This window comes from Lysobacter sp. H21R4, assembly GCF_015277535.1.
Lineage (GTDB): Bacteria > Pseudomonadota > Gammaproteobacteria > Xanthomonadales > Xanthomonadaceae > Novilysobacter > Novilysobacter ciconiae.
Window position 1 is genome coordinate 2,586,401 of the sequence record NZ_CP063772.1, and the last position, 17,224, is coordinate 2,603,624.

Here is a 17,224-nt window from a genome sequence, read left to right on the forward strand (position 1 = left end):
GGGACAGGCCCGCAGGCCCGACCGCCGTGGTTCTGGCCCTCAGTCGGCCCAGTGTCCGGCGCGGGTCGAGATCGGCAACACCAGCGCCGACAGCTTGCGGTCGTTGGCCAGCAGGTGGATCGCATCGGCCAGGATCGATGCAGACTCCTGCAACAACGGGTCGGGACGGTCTTCGGCGGCCTTCTCGCGCGCGGCGTCCTGGACGATGTCGCGCTCGTTGGCGGTCAGCCCGTCATCGGCGGAAATCAGCGCCAGCGGATCCAGCGCCAGCCCGAGCTCCTCGCGGGTTTCCTGACGCTTCTTGCGCCGCGCCTCGCTGGCGTCGCGCTCGCGGCGCCGCTCGGCCTCGTTGAGCGAGATCGTGGTCTTCGCGGACTCCTCGCGGAAGCGCGCCACGTCCTCGCGCCACCACTGGAACTCCAGGTTGTTGGCGACGCGGGCGGTGTGCAGTTTGTCCAGCGTGCCCAGGATGTGGCTGAAATCGCCGTAGACCTTGTGCGGCACCGCGGCGATCCGCGTCCACGGCAGCGCGTTGTCGTAGGTGCTCTCGCCGTATTCGGTGGCATCCACCGACGCCGGGAACTGGATGTCGGGCACTACGCCCTTGTTCTGGGTCGAGCTGCCACCGGGCAGGAAGAACTGGGCCACGGTCAGCTTGACCTGCCCGAAACGCTCCTCCTCACCGCCCGGCCAGCGGTCCAGGTCCACCAGGTTCTGCACCGTGCCCTTGCCGAAGGTGTTCTCGCCGATCACCAGCCCGCGGCCGTAGTCCTGGATCGCACCGGCGAAGATCTCCGATGCCGACGCGGAGCCGCGGTTGACCAGCACCGCCAGCGGTCCGTCCCAGGCCACGCCCGGCTCGTCGTCGCCATTGACGGTGACCCGGCCACCGGACTCGCGCACCTGCACCACCGGGCCCTGGTCGATGAACAGGCCGGTCAGCTCGATCGCCTCGTTCAGCGAGCCGCCGCCGTTGTTGCGCAGGTCCAGCACCACGCCGTCCACGCCCTGCTTCTTCATGTCCACCAGCAGCTTGGCGACGTCGCGGGTGGCCGAGGCGTAATCGCCGTTGTTGAGGCGGCGGCCCTCGAAGTCCTGGTAGAAACCGGGCAGCTCGATCACGCCCACGTGCTTGGCCGGCGCATCGCCGATGCCGGGAATCTCCAGCACCTTGGATTTGGCGGCCTGGTCCTCCAGGCGCACCTTGTCACGCGTGATCACCACCCGCACCGGCTCGCTGTCCAGGCCGGCGCTCGCCGGCACCACGTCCAGCCGCACCTTGGAATCCTTGGGCCCGCGGATCTTCTCGACCACGTTGTCGATGCGCCAGCCGATCACGTCTTCCATGTTGCCGCTGGTGCCCTGCCCGACCGCCACAACGCGGTCGCCGGGAGCAAGCACGCCGGACTTGTCGGCCGGGCCACCGGGCACGATCTCGCGGATCGCGACGATGTCGTCCTGCTTCTGCAGCACCGCACCGATGCCTTCCAGCGACAGCGACATGGACAGGTTGAAATTCTCCGCCGAACGCGGGGTGAAGTAGCTGGTGTGCGGATCGATCGCGTTGGTGTAGCTGTTGAGGAAGGTCTGGAACACGTCCTGGCCTTCCAGCTGGGCCACGTTGTCGGCCAGGTTCGCGTAGCGCTTGTCCAGCGTCCTGGCGATGTCTTTGGACTCCTTGCCCGCCAGTTTCAGGCGCAGCCAGTCGTTGCGGACCGACTGCTTCCACAGCTCGTCCAGCTCGGCGGTGTCTTCCGCCCACGGCGCCTTCTTGCGGTCGTAGTGGAATTGCTCATCACCGCTGAAATCGAAGATGTCCTGCTTGAGCAGTCCGCGGGCGTGGCGGATGCGCTCGTTCACGCGCTGGCGGTAGAGCGCGAAGATCGCGTAGCCGGGCTCCAGCTTGCCGCTCTTGATCGCATCGTCCAGGCGGGTCTTGTAGCGGTCGAATCCGGCGATGTCGGCGGCGGTGAAGAACTGCTTGCCGCCGTCGAGCGCCTCCAGGTAACGCTTGTAGATGTCCGCCGAGAGCGCGTCGTCCAGCGGCTGCGGCCGATACGCGTAGCGACTGTCGGACAGCAGGCCGTAGACCAGCTTGGCCGCGGTGGCCTGGTCGGCGGTCGGGCCGCTGGGCAGCACCGCCGGCTTGCTGCCGCTGGCGCGGGCCACGGTGGCCGGTGTTTCCACCGCGGTGGGCGCGACCACCGGTGCATTGTCGGCACGCGCCAGCAGCGCCAACGGGGCGGTCAACAGCAGGGCAAGCAGGGGGGTCTTGGCGATCATGAAATAGGGGCGGGGCGGCCGACTAGTGGGAGGGGGTGCAACGGACTGGCGCAGTACGGGAAGATCGAGATTGCAAGCAGCTTGGACTCCCTGACAGTGCCGAAAGTTGCGGGCGCTGTCACGTTGTCAGGGCACGGTCAGGAAACGCTACGGCCTTGTCGCGCAAGGCCGAGACGGAAGCTTAGACAGGTGGATGCGAAGACCGCGTACGCACGACGCACGAGGTGCGCAAATCGCTGCGGCGATCGCCCGCTGCCGCACCCGGGTACTGATGCGACAGGGACGTCCGGCTCAGGCTGAAACCGCCAGGCCCGCCTCCGCCGCGCTGCGGTCGGCATGGTAGGAGGAGCGCACCAGCGGGCCGGACGCGACGTGGGTAAAGCCCAATCCCAGACCGAACGTCTCGAAGTGCCTGTACTCCTCCGGCGTCCAGTAACGCATCACCGGATGGTGGTGTGCGCTGGGCTGCAGGTACTGGCCGATGGTGATCATGTCCACGTCGTGGGCGCGCAGGTCGCGCAGGGTCTGCTCGACCTGTTCGCGCTCCTCGCCCAGCCCCAGCATGATCCCGGACTTGGTCACCACGTCGGGATGCTGGGCCTTGAACTTCTGCAGCAGGGTCAGCGACCACTGGTAATCGGCGCCCGGGCGCACATTGCGATACAGCTCCGGCACCGTTTCCAGGTTGTGGTTGAACACGTCCGGCGGGTTGGCCGCGAGGATTTCCAGCGCGCGCTCCATCCGGCCCTTGCCGCGGAAGTCCGGGGTCAGGATCTCGATCCGCGTGCCCGGGCTCTGGGCACGGATGGCGGCGATGCACTCGACGAAATGGCCGGCGCCGCCGTCGCGCAGATCGTCACGGTCGACCGAGGTCACCACCACGTACTTCAGGCCCATGTCGGCGACCGTGCGCGCCAGGTTGGCCGGCTCGGCGGCGTCCGGCGGTTTGGGCCGGCCGTGGGCGACATCGCAGAAGCTGCAACGGCGCGTGCAGACCTCGCCCAAGATCATGAAGGTCGCGGTGCCGTGGCCGAAGCACTCGTGGATGTTGGGGCAGCTGGCTTCCTCACAGACCGTGACCAGGCGGTTCGCGCGCAGCTTTTCCTTGAGCTTGGCGACCGCGTTGCCGGACGGGATGCGCACCCGGATCCAGGACGGCTTGCGCAGCACCGGCGCTTCAGCGAACTGCACCGGCGAGCGGCTGATCTTGTCGCCGGCCAGCTGCTTCACGCCCGGCTGCAGGGACGCCGGTGCGTCGCCGCCGACAATCGCGAGGGGGATGGACTTGCTGGCGCTATCGCTCATGGACAATCCGGGACGTGAATGCGGGGGTGCCGGTCAGAGCGTGGGCAGGGCCGGCGACGGGGCCTCGTCGACCTTCAGGCCAAACTGCGCGGCGAAGTGTTCGACCAGCGCCGGCTTGACGGCCTGCAGCCCCGAGGGACCGCCCAAGTCTACCATCGAGGTCACCCGCAAACCCGCGTAACCACAGGGGTTGATGCGCGTGAACGGGGACAGGTCCATGTCGATGTTGAACGCCAGGCCGTGGAAGGTGCAGCCGCGGCGGACGCGAATGCCGAGCGCGGCGATCTTGGCCCCGGCCACGTACACGCCGGGCGCGCCGTCGCGGCGGCCGGCCTCGATGTTCCAGTCCGCCAGCGTGTCGATCACCGCCTGCTCCACCCGGGCCACGTAGTCGCGTACGCCGACCTTGACCCGGCGCAGGTCCAGCAACGGATACAGCACCAGCTGGCCGGGGCCGTGGTAGGTCACCTGGCCGCCGCGGTCGACCTGGACCACGGGGATGTCGCCAGCCGCCAGGACGTGCTCGGCGCGACCGCTCTGGCCGAGGGTGAACACCGGGTCGTGCTCCACCAGCCACAGCTCATCGGGCGTGTCGGCGGTGCGGCGATCGGTGAAGTCCTGCATCGCGCGCCACACCGGCTGGTAGGGCTGCCGGCCCAGGTCGCGCAACAGGGCGTGCGGCAGCGCTCGCGCGGCTCCTACCGGGGCTGCCGGCGTGGGCGTGGGCGCGAGTGCGGATGCAGGCGCGGGTGCGTTCAAGGCGAATCCGCCATCGCCGGATTCCGAGGCGGTGGCAGCCGGCGTTACAGCGTCCACTTCACTTCCGGGTGATCGCGCAACAACTGGTGGGCATGGTCGTACTGCTCGCGGCTTTCGGCGCGGAAGGTCAGGCGCACCGACACGTAGCGCCCGTTGCTGGAGTGCTTCCAGTGGATGCGCTCGGTCAATACCTCGATGCCGCCATCGGTCAGGCGCTGCGGCAGTTCCGTCTCCAGCCCAGCGTCGGCCGCGCCCATCGCGCTGAGCTCGAACTCACCGGGAAACTGGAAACCGTGCTCGGGGTTGTCGGATATCAGTTCCATCGCTCACTTCGCTGTGGTCCGGGTCAGGGTGGGGGTCAGATATCGGGGCTCAGGTGGATTTCCACCACAGCAGCAGCTCGTGCCACAGGCGCTTGAAGAAGCCTGCGCGCTCGACCGCCTGCAGTGCCACCAGCGGGCGCTCGGCAACGACCTTGCCATCGAGCATCACCTTCACCGTGCCGATCGCCTGGCCCTTCTCGATCGGGGCGACCAGCGTGGCCGGCACGTCCATGGTCGGCTGCAGCTGCTCGTAGCGGCCGCGCGGCACGGTCACCAGCAACGGCTCGGCGACGCCGAGCTCCAGCGTGTCCACGGCGCCCTTCCACAGCTTGTGGGTCGCCACCTCGGTGTCGCCGTCGTACAGCTTGTGGGTTTCGTAAAAGCGGAAACCCCAGTTGAGCAGCGCCTGGCTGTCGCTGGCGCGCTGCTTCTCGGAGGTGGAGCCCATGACGACGGACACCAGGCGCTGCTCGTCGCGCTTGGCCGAGGCCATCAGACAGTAGCCGGCGCCGGAGGTGTGGCCGGTCTTGATGCCGTCCACGGTGCTGTCGCGCCACAGCAGCACGTTGCGGTTGGGCTGGGTGATCGGCCCGACCGTGAACTCCTTGATCTTGTTGTAGGAGTAGGTCTCGGGGAAGTCGCGCGACAGGGCGATCCCGAGCAGCGCCAGATCGTGCGCCGAAGACACGTGCCCGTCGTCCGGCAAGCCGGTGGCGTTGGCGAAGTGGGAGTTTTTCATGCCCAGTCGCTTGGCGTACTGGTTCATCAGCGCGGCGAAGGCGGATTCGCTGCCGGCCACATGCTCGGCCAGGGCGATCGCGGCGTCGTTGCCGGACTGCACGACCATGCCTTTTTCCATCTCCAGCAGCGGCGCGGTCTGGTTGACCTGGAAGCCCGAGTAGCTGCCGTCGGTGCCCGCCCCGCCCTTGCGCCAGGCGTTCTCGGTCATCATCACCTGGTCGGTCGGCTTGACCTTGCCGCCGGCCATCTCGGCGGCGATGACGTAGCTGGTCATCACCTTGGTGATGCTGGCCGGCTCCAGCGGTTCGTCGATGTTCTCGCCCGCCAGGACATTGCCACTGGCGGCATCCATCAGGATCCACGCGGTGCCGACGATCGCCGGAGGCGGCGGTACCGGCAACGCCTCGCTGGCGGGCGCCTGTTCGGCGGCCTGCGGCTGGGGAGTCGGTTGCGGGGTGGGCTGCGGCGCCGGGGTCTGGGCGAAGGCGAGGCCGAAAGCAAAGGTGGTGAGCGCGGCGATGCCAATTGCGCGGTAGGACTTCATTGGTGAACTGCTCCGGGTCGGCGCGGGGCCGATGGGTATCGATATTGGAAGGGAAGCGAAACTACTCTTTGACGCGTTGGGGTGTGCCGAAGCCGAGGCCGGCGATGCGGCTGGCCAGGCCATTGGCGGCCGCCGCTTCCAGCGGACCGACCCGCACCCGCCAGACCTGGCGGCCGTTGGCCATGCCGTCGTGCAGGTTGGCGGCGGCGATGCCGGCGCCGCGCAGGGTGGCCAGGGCCCGGTCGGCATTATCGCGCGCGGTGAAGCTGGCCACCTGCAGGACCACGCCGTCGCCGACCTCGCTGGCCTGGATCACGCCGGCGGTGGCCGCGGCCGTCGGCGGCGGTGCACTGGATGGGGCGCTGGGGGGGCTGACGCCCGGGGCGGCCGATGCCACGGTCGCCTGTGACGGGGTTTTGCCGGGCACGGCATCGTCGCGTACGACCCGTCCGCCGACGATGCTGATGTGGCGCTCGGCCATCCACGCATCGAAGTCGTCGGCGGTCATCGCCCGGCCATCGCGGCTCATCTGGAAGCGCCAGTCCTCGGTCCCGCCGGTGGTCGCGACGGGCACGGCGGCGGCCACGACCGTCGGGGCAGCGACGGGCGCCACAGCGGTGGGCAATTTGGCGACCAGCGAATCCATCGATGAGTCCGGCGCGCGCGCGGTGGCTGCGGGCCGGGTCGCGGGAGTCTGAACCGCTGGCGCCGGCGGCGTTGCAGCGGCCGCATACTGCGTCGGCGGCGCCTCACCCGGTTGCAGCGCGCGCACCTCGACCCGGCCGGTACCGGCCGGATGGACGCCGAGCTTGACCGCCGCGGCATAGCTCAGGTCCACCACCCGGCCCTCGTGGAACGGGCCGCGGTCGTTGACCCGGACCACCACCGAGCGGCCGTTGTCCAGGTTGGTGACCCGCGCAAAGCTGGGCAGCGGCAGCGACTTGTGCGCGGCGGTGAAGGCGTACATGTCGTAGACCTCCATGTTGGAGGTGCGCCGGCCGTGGAACTTGTTGCCGTAGTACGAGGCCGTGCCGCGCTCGACGAACCCCCTGGTGTCGTTCAGCACCTGGTAGTTCTTGCCCAGCACGGCATAGGTTGGCCGGTTGCCGTAGGCCGACCGCGCCTCGGCGACCACCTCCGGCTCGGGAATCAGCGAGACATCGATGTCGATGTCCGGGGCGGAGTCCTTGATGTGTGGCGCGTAGAGCCCGCCGGCCGTGTAGTGGCCGCGCTTGGACAGGTCTTCCTGCGCCGGCGGATACGGCGACTTTCCGCGCACCGTGTGACCGGCCGCCTTGGCCGTGCCCGCCGTGTCAGCCGGAGGATCGGATTTCTTGCCGGGACCGCTGGCGCAGGCGGCCAGGCCGAGGACGAGGCCGGCCCCCAGCAGCCGCTTCATGCGCCCGGACGGCCACTGGCCGGAACTGCCGCGAGCGGATTCTCCCGCCCCGCGATCGCCTCGGACAGCTGGTACACCGCCATCGCGTAGTGCTTGGAGATGTTGTAGCGGGTGATCGCATAGAAGTTCTGGTAGCCCAGCCAGTACTCCGGCCCGTTCACGCCGTCCAGGTTGAGCAGGGTCGCGTTGCCGGCACCGGCGATGGGCGTCTGCGGCTTGTAACCCCGTGCAGCCAGCTGCTCCAGGGTGTAGCGCGGCTCCAGACCTTCCGGCTCGAACGCCGCGGCACCCTTCGCCCGCACCGCCCGCGAGACGATCGGCTCGCCGCGCTTCCAGCCGCCCTTATTGACGAAGTAGTTGGCGACCGAGGCGAACACGTCATCGAGGTTGTTGAACAGGTCGACCTTGCCGTCGCCATTGCCGTCCACGGCGTAGTCGCGGTAGCTGGACGGCATGAACTGGCCCCAGCCCATCGCCCCGGCGTAGCTGCCCTTGAGCGTGGTCACGTCGAAGCCGTTTTCCTTGCCCATGGCGAACAGCTGGGCGAGCTCGTCGCGGAAGAATTGCTCACGGTTGTTCTCGCGCTCGATCCGGCCCGGCTCGTTGGTGCGCGGATAGGCGAACGCGAGGGTATAGAGCGCGTCCACTACCGGATAGCTGCCGGTGTTGCCGCCGTAGCTGGTTTCCACGCCGATGATGGCGACGATGATCTCCGCCGGAACGCCGTACTGCGCCTCGACCTTGTCCAGCGCGGCTCGGTGCTTGGCGAGGAACGCCTTGCCGGCGGTGATGCGCTGCTGGGAGATGAAGATCGGCCGGTAGTCCTTCCACGGCTTGGCCTCGGCCGGCCGCGACATGGCCGCGATGATGCCCTCGCGCATCTGCGCCTTGGCCATCACCGAAGTGATGTAGGCGGCATCGACGTCGTACTTGGCAGAGGTGGTGCGGATGAACTCGGGTACCGCCACCGCGATCGGCTGCGCGTTGGACACCACCGGCTGGCTTGGCGGCTTCGGCGGGGAGGTCTCGTCGGGCACCAGGATGGTGGACGCGGAGGAAGGCTTGTCAGTGGGCTGGACGGGCGTGGCGCAGGCGACCAGGGCGAACGGGAGCGCACATAGCAGGGCGCGGCTGGCAAGGGTTCGGCTCATCTGGATGAGGTTAGCACTTGTTCGCAAAGGCCTGAACCGCTCGCGCGGCCTCGATGGTGTCCAGTCAGCCTGTGTTGTTGAAGCATCCGGGCCGCGCCTTTCAGTGCCCGTGGACCGGCCGGTGGGCACGCACCGCCATCACCACGCCCATCCCGGCCAGCAGCGACACCGCCGAGGTGCCGCCATAGCTGAGCAGCGGCATCGGCACGCCAACCACCGGCAGCATCCCGGCGACCATGCCGCCGTTGACCACCACGTAGACGAAGAACGCCAGCCCGAGCGCGCCGGTCAGCAGCCGCGAATACCCGTCGCGCGCCTGCGCCGATACCCACAGGCAGCGCCCGACCACGAACAGGTAGAGGCCCAGCGTGATTGCCACGCCGATCCAGCCGAACTCCTCGCTGAGCACGGCGAAGATGAAGTCGGTGGTGTGCTCGGGGATGTAGTTCAGGTGTGACTGGCTGCCATCGCCCCAGCCCTTGCCGGTCAGGCCGCCGCCACCGATGGCGATCTTGGACTGGATGATGTTCCAGCCCGCGCCCAGCGGGTCGCGCTCGGGATCCAGGAACATCAGGATGCGGTCCTTCTGGTAGGGCATGAACATCCAGAACCACGCCGCCGGCGCGGCCACCGCGATGCTTCCCGCCGCGGCAACGAACCACCACCACGACAGGCCGGCCAGGTAGAGCACGAACGCCCCGCTGATGCCGACCAGCAAGGCCGTGCCCAAGTCCGGTTGCAGCAGGACCAGCCCGGTCGGCAGCCCGATCAGGACCATCGCCACCACGGTCGCGCGGAAGGACGGCGGCAACGGACCACGGTTGAGTTGCCAGGCCACCATCATCGGCAGACTCAGCTTGAGCACCTCGGCCGGCTGGAAGTAGAACACCCCCAGGTTGATCCAGTGCCCGCCGTGCCGGCCCTGGCCAATGAACAACACGATCAACAGGGGCACGATCGTCGCGGCGTAGGCCAGCGGCGTCCAGTTGCGCAGTTGCAGCGGCGATACCCGCGAGAGCAGCCACATAACGCCCAGACCGATGACAAAGCGCGAGGCCTGCGCCATCACCAGCGCCTCGGACTTGCCGCCCGCGCTGTAGAGCACGGCCAGGCCGATGCCCATCAGCGCCAGCAGGGCGGCCAGCAACGGCAGGTCCAATGTGCGGGTGAAGCGCGCAACCATGTCCAGCAGCCAGCGCAGGATCGTCCTCATTGCGCCGGGTCCGTGGTGGAGTCAGCCGCGGCTGCGCCCGCGTCCCCGCCCGTTTCGGTCGCAGCCTCGGCATCGTCCGTGTCCCGGGCCATCTCCACCGCCGCCTCCAGCGGATCGGTCACGACATCGTCGGTGGGCTCCATGCCTTCGGGCATCTTGCCCAGCAACCACGCATCGAAGATCGTGCGGGCGATGGGCGCGGCCGCGCTGCCGCCGTAACCGCCGTGCTCCACCACCACCGCGACGGCAATCTGCGGGTCCTCGGCCGGGGCGTAGCCGGTGAACAGCGCGGTATGGCGCAGGTGGTAGGGCAGCGTGTGCGGGTTGAGGCTGATGTTGCCCTTGCGGCTGGAGCGCTGGGCGGTACCGGTCTTGCCGGCCATCGTGTACGACGCGCCAATGGCCATGCGGCGGGCGGTGCCGCCGGGCCCGTTGATCGTGGCGATCATGCCCTCCTGCACCGCGCGCAGGTTGGCCGGCTTGTCGGTGATGCGGTGGCTGGGCGTGGGCGGCAGGTCCTGCCACGGCGACTCGTAGCCATCCCGGCGCGACTGCAGCAAGCGCAGCTCGTGCAGGTCACCGCCGTTGGCGACTGCCGCGGTGGAGCGGGCAATCTGCAGGGCGGTGGCGATCCAGTAGCCCTGCCCGATCCCGGAGATCACCGTCTCGCCCGGGTACCAGGACTCCTTGCTGATCGTGCGCTTGTACTCCCGCGATGGCACCACGCCGGCGTTCTCGCCCAGCAGGTCGATGCCGCTCTTCTCGCCGAACCCATAGAGATGCATGTACTCGGAGAGCCGGTCGATGCCCAGGTCCAGGGCGAGCTTGTAGTAGTAGGTGTTGACCGAGCGGGAGATGGAATCGCGCAGGTCCGTCCAGCCGTGCCCGCCGCCGGAGGCATCGCGGTAGCCGCGCGCCTGGCCGGGGATGCGGAACTCGCCGGTGGAGAGGATGCGGTCGGACGGCGTGCGCAATCCGCTGTCGAGCCCGGCCAGCGCCATCACCGGCTTGATCGTCGAGCCCGGCGGGCCGCCGCCGAGCACGTTGCGGTTGAACAGCGGGCGCGAGGGGTTGTTGATCAGGCCGTTGTAGTCGGCGTGGGAGATGCCGTTGACGAACAGGTTGGTGTCATACGAGGGCAGGCTGACCATCGCCAGTACCTGGCCGGTTTTGGTATCCACCGCGATTGCCGAGCCGTCGGCATCACCGAACGCCGCCACCATCGCGCGCTGCAGGTCCAGGTCCACCGACAGGCGCAGGTCCGCGCCGGGCACCGCCGGCACCCGGCCGACGATCCGCATCGGCCGGCCGTCGACGTTGGTCTCGACCTTCTCGTAACCCAGCTTGCCGCGTAGCGCCTCCTCATAGGAGCGCTCCAGCCCGGTCTTGCCGGTGTGGCTGAAGACGCTGCCCGCCTCGCCCATCTCGGCCAGATCGGCCTCGTCGATGCGGCCTACGTAGCCGATCACGTGGGCGAACAGCTCGCCGTGCAGGTAGCGGCGCTGCAGGTAGGAGACCACCTCCACGCCGGGGTACTTCCAGCGGTCCACGGCCAGCCGGGCCAGTTCGTCGGGCTTCACCCGCAGCTTGAGGATGATCGGCTTGTAGCTGCGGGTGACCTTGCGCGCGGCGAGGAAGTCCTCGATCTCCTGCTCGGACAGGTCGATGATCCCGGCCAGCCCGGGCAGCCAGTCTTCGGGGTCACCGGCTTCGCGCGGGGTGACCTCCAGGCGGAACGCGGGCACGTTGTCGGCCAGGATGCGGCCCTTGCGGTCGTAGATCAGGCCGCGGCCGGGCACCACCGGGCGCAGCTTGATACGGTTCTGCTCCGCACGCGTGGCGTACTCGTCGTGATGCCAGACCTGCAGGCGGTAGTAGCCCAGCGCGAGTCCCGACAGGACCAGGGTCACGCCGATGAAGGCGATGATCACGCGGGTGCGGAAGTGGCGGACTTCGGCCGCGGCGTCCTTGAGCACGCGTCGCGGGCGGCGCCGTATCGGGCGCACTTCTCAGCTCCTGCGCCAGCTGCCCAGACGCAGCGCGTCCAGCAGCAGGAACACCGGCGGCCACAGCGCCATCCCGGTCAGCGGCGCCAGCCAGAACATCGCCGGCAGCGAGGGAATGCCGAGGGCCACGTGTACCGCGGCGACCACGATGCGGTCATTGAGCAACAGGCCGCCGATCGCCAGCGCCTGCTGCCACAGCGGAAAGAAGCGCAGGCGCGCGCGGAAGCGCTGGATGATGAAGGTCATCACCACCAGCCGCAGTGCCTGCTCGCCGAGCAGGCCGCCGAAGGTGATGTCCGCCAGCACGCCGGCCAGGAATGCGAAGCCCAGGCCAACGCGCTCGGGATCCTCGATCACCCAGTAGGCGACCACCAGGGCCAGCCAGTACGGGCGCAGGCCCTGCAACAGCAGCGGCAGCGGCAACAGCCCCAGCAGCAGGGCGGCGACGATGCTCGCCGGCAGCAGCCACGGTTGGTAGCGGCGGGTCATCGCCGGTCACCGGAGGCGGGGGCGGCCGCCGGTACGGGCGGCGCATCCGGGGCGGCCTTCGGTGCAGCGTCCGCGGGGCCCGTCGCGGGGCCAAGAGCAACCTCCGGCGCTTCTTCCGCGTCGCCGTCCAGGGAATCGCTTCCGGTGGCCGATGACCGCTCGTCCGGACCGCCGCGCAGCAGCAGCACGTCGCGGCCACGGTCCAGCTGCGCTGCCGGCATCACCTCGCCGATCAGGAACGCGCGGCTGTCATCGGGCTGCAGGGACACGATCGTCCCCACCGGGAAGCCGGCGACGAAGCGCCCGCCCAGCCCCGAGGTCAGCAGGCGGTCACCGACCTTGACGTCGCTGGACAACGGGATGCTGTGCAGTCGCAGCATGTCGCTGCGTCCCTCGCCGTAGGCCACCAGGCGAACGCCGTTGCGCTCGATCGCCACCGGCACCGCGTGCGCCGCGTCGGTGACCAGCAGCACGGTAGCCACCGCCGGCTGCACGTCGATGATCTGGCCCAGCAACCCGCCGGCGTCGATCACGCTCTGGCCCAGGCGGACCGACTCGTTGCTGCCCGCGCCCAGCACCAGCCGTTGCCGGGTGGGGTCCAGGTCGATGTCCAGGATCGGCGCCAGCTGCACGTCCAGCTGGTTGTTGTGGGCCGCATCGAGCAGTCCGCGCAGGCGCGTGTTGTCAGAGGCGAGCGTCTGCAGCCGGGCCATGCGCGCGCTGTTGACCAGCAGCTCGTTGCGCAGGCGGCGGTTGTCCTCGGTCAACTGGCGCATCGTGCCGGCGTCGTCGTACAGGCGGGTGATCGCCCGGCCCGGCCAGCCCGCGGCGATCCACAGCGGCTGCACCAGCAAGGTGGCATGCCCGCGGGCCTGGCTCAGCCAGCCGCCGCGGTGGTCCAGCACGATCAGCACCACCGCCAGCGCCAGATAGGCCGACAGCCACAGCGTTGCGGACACGTCGCCTGGACGGTTCGGAGTCGAAGGGCTGGCGTAGGAGCGCAATGGAAGGGAAACCGGCTGATCTGGCGTGGCGGACCGTCAATGGTGGCACAGGCCGCCGGCCCACCCGCCGCGGCATGCTCCGGTGTCGCGGCGATCAGGCACGGCACCACGCCGTGCCGGTCACCGCATCGCCATTACTCGGGAGCGAAAAACTCGTTGCCGTGCATGTCCAGCAGGTCCAGCGCGCGACCGCCGCCACGGGCGACGCATGTCAGCGGGTCCTCGGCGACCTGCACGTGCACGCCGGTCTCCTCGCTCACCAGCCGGTCGAAGTCGGCCAGCAACGCACCGCCTCCGGTCAGCACGATGCCGCGCTCGGCGACGTCGGCACCCAGCTCCGGCGGGGTCTGTTCCAGCGCCAGCTTGATCGCGGTGACGATGCCGGCCAGCGGCTCGTGCAGCGCCTCCAGCACTTCGTTGGCGGTGATGGTGATCATCTTCGGCACGCCCTCGGCGAGGTTGCGCCCGGTGATCTCCATGCTGGTGTTCTCTTCCTGCTGGTAGGCGCAGCCCAGCGTTTCCTTGATCCGCTCGGCCGTGGCCTCGCCGATCAGGGTGCCGTAGGTGCGGCGGACGTAGGCGATGATCGCCTCGTCAAACCGGTCGCCGCCGATGCGCACCGAAGCGGCATACACGATGCCGTTGAGCGCGATCACGGCCACTTCGGTGGTGCCGCCGCCGATATCGACCACCATCGAACCGCGCGCCTCGGCCACCGGCATGCCGGCACCGATCGCGGCAGCCATCGGCTCCTCGATCAAATAAACCTCGCGGGCACCGGCCTCCTCGGCCGATTCCTTGATCGCGCGCCGCTCGACCTGGGTCGAGCCGCACGGCACGCACACCAGCACCCGCGGGCTGGGCCGCAGGAAACGCGACTTGTGCGCCTTGCGGATGAAATGCTTGAGCATTTCCTCGGTGTAGGTGAAGTCGGCGATGACGCCGTCCTTCATCGGCCGGATCGTGGTGATGTGGCCCGGCGTGCGGCCCAGCATGAGCTTGGCCTCCATGCCGACGGCGGCGACGGTGCGGTTGCCGCCGACCACGCGGTCCTGGCGCACCGCGACCACCGATGGCTCGTTCAGCACGATTCCCTGGCCGCGGACGTAGATCAACGTGTTTGCCGTGCCCAGATCGATGGACAGGTCGTTGGAAAACATGCCGCGAAACTTCTTGAACATCGTCGATTGGGCCGTGGGAGGGGTGCCGGAAGCGGCCGACAAGACTAGCAACCGCCCCCTTGCCGGGCAAGGAGAAATGGCGTAACCCGTCGCTAATGGGCGTTTTTGGTAGCCCACCGCGGCGGCGATCCGGCGCCCTGCGCGGAAGCCCCTCGACCGGGGCGGCAACGCGGCCCGGCTGGCCGCGACCCCGGCCAGCGGATATTCTATGCGGTGCGCACCAAGCGGTGACCTGCGCCCCCACCCATCCGTCAAACCACGCTCCCGCCAGGAACCTGCCGGCGGAGCTCCCCGGAGTGCGATTACCGATGTCAGCCCTGATCTGCGGCTCGCTGGCCTACGACACCATCATGGTGTTCCCCGACCAGTTCAAGAACCACATCCTGCCGGACAAGGTGCACATCCTGAACGTCTCCTTCCTGGTGCCGCGGATGCGCCGCGAGTTCGGCGGCTGCGCGGGCAACATCGCCTACAACCTCAAGTTGCTGGGCGGCGACCCGATCCCGATGGCCACCGTCGGCCAGGATTTCGGGCCGTACCGCGAGTGGTTCGAGCAGCAGCAGATCCGCCTGGACCACGTCAAGGTGATCGACGAGCTGTTCACCCCGCAGGCGTTCATCACCACCGACCACGACAACAACCAGATCACCGCCTTCCACCCCGGCGCGATGATGCGCTCCTACGAGAACCACGTGCGCGACGTGCCCGGCGTGACGATCGGCATCGTCAGCCCGGACGGCTACGAGGGCATGATCCAGAACGCCAACGAGTTCGCCGAGGCCGGTATTCCGTTCATCTTCGATCCCGGCCAGGCGATGCCGCTGTTCAACGGCGAGGAACTGCGCGCCTTCATCGAGCAGGCAGACTACGTGACCGTCAACGACTACGAGTCCAACCTGCTGCAGGAGCGCACCGGTTGGGACGAGGCGACGATCGCCAGCAAGGTCAAGGCCTACATCGCCACTCGCGGCCCCAAGGGCGTGATCATTCACGCCGACGGCCAGGTGCATGACGTCGCTCCCGCGCACGAGAGCCGCATCACCGACCCGACCGGCTGCGGCGATGCGTTCCGCGCCGGGCTGATCTTCGGCATCCAGAAGGGCTACGACTGGCCGACCATCGGCCGCATCGGCAACCTGATGGGCGCGCTGAAGGTCGAGCACCCCGGCACCCAGAACCAGCGCTTCGACTACGACGAGTTCGCCGAACAGTTCGTGCAGCAGTTCGGGTACGCGCTGTAGCAGGCCGGACCGGTTACGCCGGCCCCTGAGCTTTGTTCCGGTCGAAGTTGAGCATCCACGGGGTGCCGTAGCGGTCGGTGAACATGGCAAAGCGCTCGGCCCAGAATGTCTCACCCGGAGGCATCTCGACGGAACGTGCGTCTTTGGCCAGCGCGGCGTGCACGCGGTCGAACTCCGCCAGCGATGGCGGGGAAATGGCCACGCGGAAGCCCTGCGGCTTCTCGTACATCTCACCGACCCCGTCAGAGGCCATGACCGTGGCGCTGCCCAGCTTCATGGCCATGTTGAGCACCAGGTCGTCGCCGCCGGGCATGCGACTTTCCGCATCCGGCGCATCGCCATTGTGCGCTACATCCGTGATCTGCCCACCGAGGACCTCGGCGTAATGGGTCATCGCCTCAAGGCAGTTTCCCTCGAAGAACAGATAGATCGTCGGTTCCATGGTGGTTCTCCCTTTACGTTGGCGTTGTGTCGATTGCGCGTGAATGCGAGCCGGACGGCCAGTCGGCCGGCTTTCCAGAATTAGTTCCAGCCCGGCATCCGCTCGGGATCGAGGCCGCCGACTTCGAATGAGGCAGTGCGTTTGACGCCGGCCTTGACCGGGAACTCGATGCTGAGCACGCCGGCCTGTTTGGCCAGCTTCCAGAGAGTCTTCTCGTCCTCGACGAACATCGCGATCGCATCGTCGGTGTCGGGGCGGCTGCCGGCCATGGAGCGCGGCTTTTCCCCGTCGACGGTGACGGCGAGCTTGCAGCCCTTGTAGCAGTCGAAGTCGCCGACCTCCAGGACGAGGTAGCTGCTGCGGCCCCACTCGGGGTGGTCGCGGAAGATAAGGCGCACCGGCCGGGCGGCGGTGCCGTCGGTCTCGACGTTTTCACGCGCGTAGATCGCCGCCGACAGCTGCTCCTTCTTGCCGACCGGCTGGGTCTGGTAGGACCACAGCCCTGTCAGTCGCCTCGTCTCGCGTATCTCATTGGCTTTTGCAGCCGCCTCTTGGTGGCGACCGGCGATGCGTTCGGCGGCCGCGCTGTCGGGGTATTCGGCGATCAGCACGTCACCGTGCGCCTTGGCCAGGTCCCACTTGCCGGCATCGAACTGGGCGTCGAAATCGGCCGCTATCGCCTCGGCCTGGCGGTCGAGCGCGGCGGCCTGCTCGGCGCGGGCGATCTCGGGATCCGGCTCGGGCTTGCACCCGCCAAGGAGCACCGCGCACGTCAGGGCGACGAGCATCGGCAATCCGCGCGTCAGTTGTGGACCGGATTGCGGTGGGTGGTCGGCGGGCTCGAAGGGTTTACAGGTCATTGCGCGGTTCTCTTTTAGTGCAGGACTCAAGCGTGCCTGATTTTGAGTCGTTCTTCCCGCATCCGATGGGGTTCGCGGCGCGGCTGCCGTGTGGCTCGATCGCTTCGATGGGATCTCTGGTCGGGGCTTTGGCGGGAGAGCCGGGGATGAACGCCCTTGCGGCGAATGTCCTCCGGCACCGATGAGGCCGGTGCCTCCTCCTTTATTTCGCCGCAAGGGCATTCACCCCCGTCATTGCGACGACGCGGTGGTTGCAGGAGCGAGAATCCACCAGTTCCGGCGC

The 17,224-nt window shown here is 68.4% G+C and carries 15 protein-coding genes; 1 reads left to right on the plus strand and 14 read right to left on the minus strand.

The window, feature by feature from the left end:
* Window positions 1-39: 39 nt before the first annotated feature.
* From INQ40_RS11765 to INQ40_RS11820, 12 genes are all read right to left on the minus strand, one after another.
* Window positions 40-2,283 (minus strand): carboxy terminal-processing peptidase, encoded by a 2,244-nt coding sequence (locus tag INQ40_RS11765; protein WP_194340574.1) that lies wholly within the window; start codon window positions 2,281-2,283, stop codon window positions 40-42.
* 291 nt (window positions 2,284-2,574) lie between these two features.
* Complete coding sequence (gene lipA / locus INQ40_RS11770) at window positions 2,575-3,588, minus strand: lipoyl synthase (RefSeq protein WP_194340575.1); 1,014 nt, start codon at window positions 3,586-3,588, stop codon at window positions 2,575-2,577.
* A 33-nt stretch (window positions 3,589-3,621) separates the two neighbouring features.
* On the minus strand, window positions 3,622-4,272 hold the full coding sequence (gene lipB, locus INQ40_RS11775; RefSeq protein WP_228482212.1) for a lipoyl(octanoyl) transferase LipB: 651 nt from the start codon (window positions 4,270-4,272) through the stop codon (window positions 3,622-3,624).
* A 119-nt stretch (window positions 4,273-4,391) separates the two neighbouring features.
* The gene (locus tag INQ40_RS11780; RefSeq protein WP_193984794.1) at window positions 4,392-4,670 is read right to left on the minus strand and encodes a DUF493 family protein; all 279 of its coding nucleotides are present in this window, start codon (window positions 4,668-4,670) and stop codon (window positions 4,392-4,394) included.
* Between the two features lie 49 nt (window positions 4,671-4,719).
* On the minus strand, window positions 4,720-5,955 hold the full coding sequence (locus INQ40_RS11785) for a D-alanyl-D-alanine carboxypeptidase family protein (protein WP_193984796.1): 1,236 nt from the start codon (window positions 5,953-5,955) through the stop codon (window positions 4,720-4,722).
* A gap of 61 nt (window positions 5,956-6,016) precedes the next feature.
* The gene (locus INQ40_RS11790; protein WP_194340577.1) at window positions 6,017-7,354 is read right to left on the minus strand and encodes a septal ring lytic transglycosylase RlpA family protein; all 1,338 of its coding nucleotides are present in this window, start codon (window positions 7,352-7,354) and stop codon (window positions 6,017-6,019) included.
* Entirely contained in the window at window positions 7,351-8,505 is a 1,155-nt protein-coding gene (gene mltB, locus INQ40_RS11795) for a lytic murein transglycosylase B (RefSeq protein WP_194340578.1), read from the minus strand. Before mltB ends, INQ40_RS11790 begins: the two co-directional genes overlap by 4 nt.
* Window positions 8,506-8,605: 100 nt before the next feature.
* On the minus strand, window positions 8,606-9,718 hold the full coding sequence (gene rodA / locus INQ40_RS11800) for a rod shape-determining protein RodA (protein WP_194340579.1): 1,113 nt from the start codon (window positions 9,716-9,718) through the stop codon (window positions 8,606-8,608).
* Window positions 9,715-11,715, minus strand: coding sequence for a penicillin-binding protein 2 (mrdA, locus tag INQ40_RS11805; protein ID WP_194342556.1), 2,001 nt, complete (start codon window positions 11,713-11,715; stop codon window positions 9,715-9,717). Before mrdA ends, rodA begins: the two co-directional genes overlap by 4 nt.
* A 12-nt stretch (window positions 11,716-11,727) precedes the next feature.
* Window positions 11,728-12,213: a rod shape-determining protein MreD gene (gene mreD, locus INQ40_RS11810; RefSeq protein WP_193984803.1), complete on the minus strand. Its 486-nt coding sequence runs from the start codon at window positions 12,211-12,213 to the stop codon at window positions 11,728-11,730.
* Window positions 12,210-13,172 (minus strand): rod shape-determining protein MreC, encoded by a 963-nt coding sequence (gene mreC, locus INQ40_RS11815; RefSeq protein WP_228482021.1) that lies wholly within the window; start codon window positions 13,170-13,172, stop codon window positions 12,210-12,212. The genes mreD and mreC overlap by 4 nt, the downstream gene beginning before the upstream one ends.
* 179 nt (window positions 13,173-13,351) lie before the next feature.
* Entirely contained in the window at window positions 13,352-14,398 is a 1,047-nt protein-coding gene (locus tag INQ40_RS11820; protein ID WP_043957283.1) for a rod shape-determining protein, read from the minus strand.
* A gap of 308 nt (window positions 14,399-14,706) precedes the next feature.
* Between INQ40_RS11820 and INQ40_RS11825 the strand changes: the two genes are divergently transcribed.
* Window positions 14,707-15,639, plus strand: a complete 933-nt coding sequence (locus tag INQ40_RS11825) for a carbohydrate kinase family protein (protein WP_194340581.1) — start codon at window positions 14,707-14,709, stop codon at window positions 15,637-15,639.
* A 13-nt stretch (window positions 15,640-15,652) separates the two neighbouring features.
* On the opposite strand, the gene INQ40_RS11830 is transcribed toward INQ40_RS11825, so the two are convergent.
* Both INQ40_RS11830 and INQ40_RS11835 read right to left on the minus strand, forming a co-directional pair.
* The gene (locus tag INQ40_RS11830; RefSeq protein WP_194340582.1) at window positions 15,653-16,081 is read right to left on the minus strand and encodes a VOC family protein; all 429 of its coding nucleotides are present in this window, start codon (window positions 16,079-16,081) and stop codon (window positions 15,653-15,655) included.
* Between the two features lie 80 nt (window positions 16,082-16,161).
* Window positions 16,162-16,941, minus strand: coding sequence for a hypothetical protein (locus INQ40_RS11835; protein WP_228482022.1), 780 nt, complete (start codon window positions 16,939-16,941; stop codon window positions 16,162-16,164).
* Window positions 16,942-17,224: the final 283 nt, after the last annotated feature.

Coding starts and splice junctions, on each gene's coding strand:
- INQ40_RS11765 (WP_194340574.1), bottom strand. CDS start 2,283: ATGATCGCCAAGACCCCCCTGCTTGCCCTGCTGTTGACCGCCCCGTTG.
- lipA (WP_194340575.1), bottom strand. CDS start 3,588: ATGAGCGATAGCGCCAGCAAGTCCATCCCCCTCGCGATTGTCGGCGGC.
- INQ40_RS11780 (WP_193984794.1), bottom strand. CDS start 4,670: ATGGAACTGATATCCGACAACCCCGAGCACGGTTTCCAGTTTCCCGGT.
- INQ40_RS11785 (WP_193984796.1), bottom strand. CDS start 5,955: ATGAAGTCCTACCGCGCAATTGGCATCGCCGCGCTCACCACCTTTGCT.
- INQ40_RS11790 (WP_194340577.1), bottom strand. CDS start 7,354: ATGAAGCGGCTGCTGGGGGCCGGCCTCGTCCTCGGCCTGGCCGCCTGC.
- mltB (WP_194340578.1), bottom strand. CDS start 8,505: ATGAGCCGAACCCTTGCCAGCCGCGCCCTGCTATGTGCGCTCCCGTTC.
- rodA (WP_194340579.1), bottom strand. CDS start 9,718: ATGAGGACGATCCTGCGCTGGCTGCTGGACATGGTTGCGCGCTTCACC.
- mreD (WP_193984803.1), bottom strand. CDS start 12,213: ATGACCCGCCGCTACCAACCGTGGCTGCTGCCGGCGAGCATCGTCGCC.
- INQ40_RS11820 (WP_043957283.1), bottom strand. CDS start 14,398: ATGTTCAAGAAGTTTCGCGGCATGTTTTCCAACGACCTGTCCATCGAT.
- INQ40_RS11825 (WP_194340581.1), top strand. CDS start 14,707: ATGTCAGCCCTGATCTGCGGCTCGCTGGCCTACGACACCATCATGGTG.
- INQ40_RS11830 (WP_194340582.1), bottom strand. CDS start 16,081: ATGGAACCGACGATCTATCTGTTCTTCGAGGGAAACTGCCTTGAGGCG.
- INQ40_RS11835 (WP_228482022.1), bottom strand. CDS start 16,941: ATGACCTGTAAACCCTTCGAGCCCGCCGACCACCCACCGCAATCCGGT.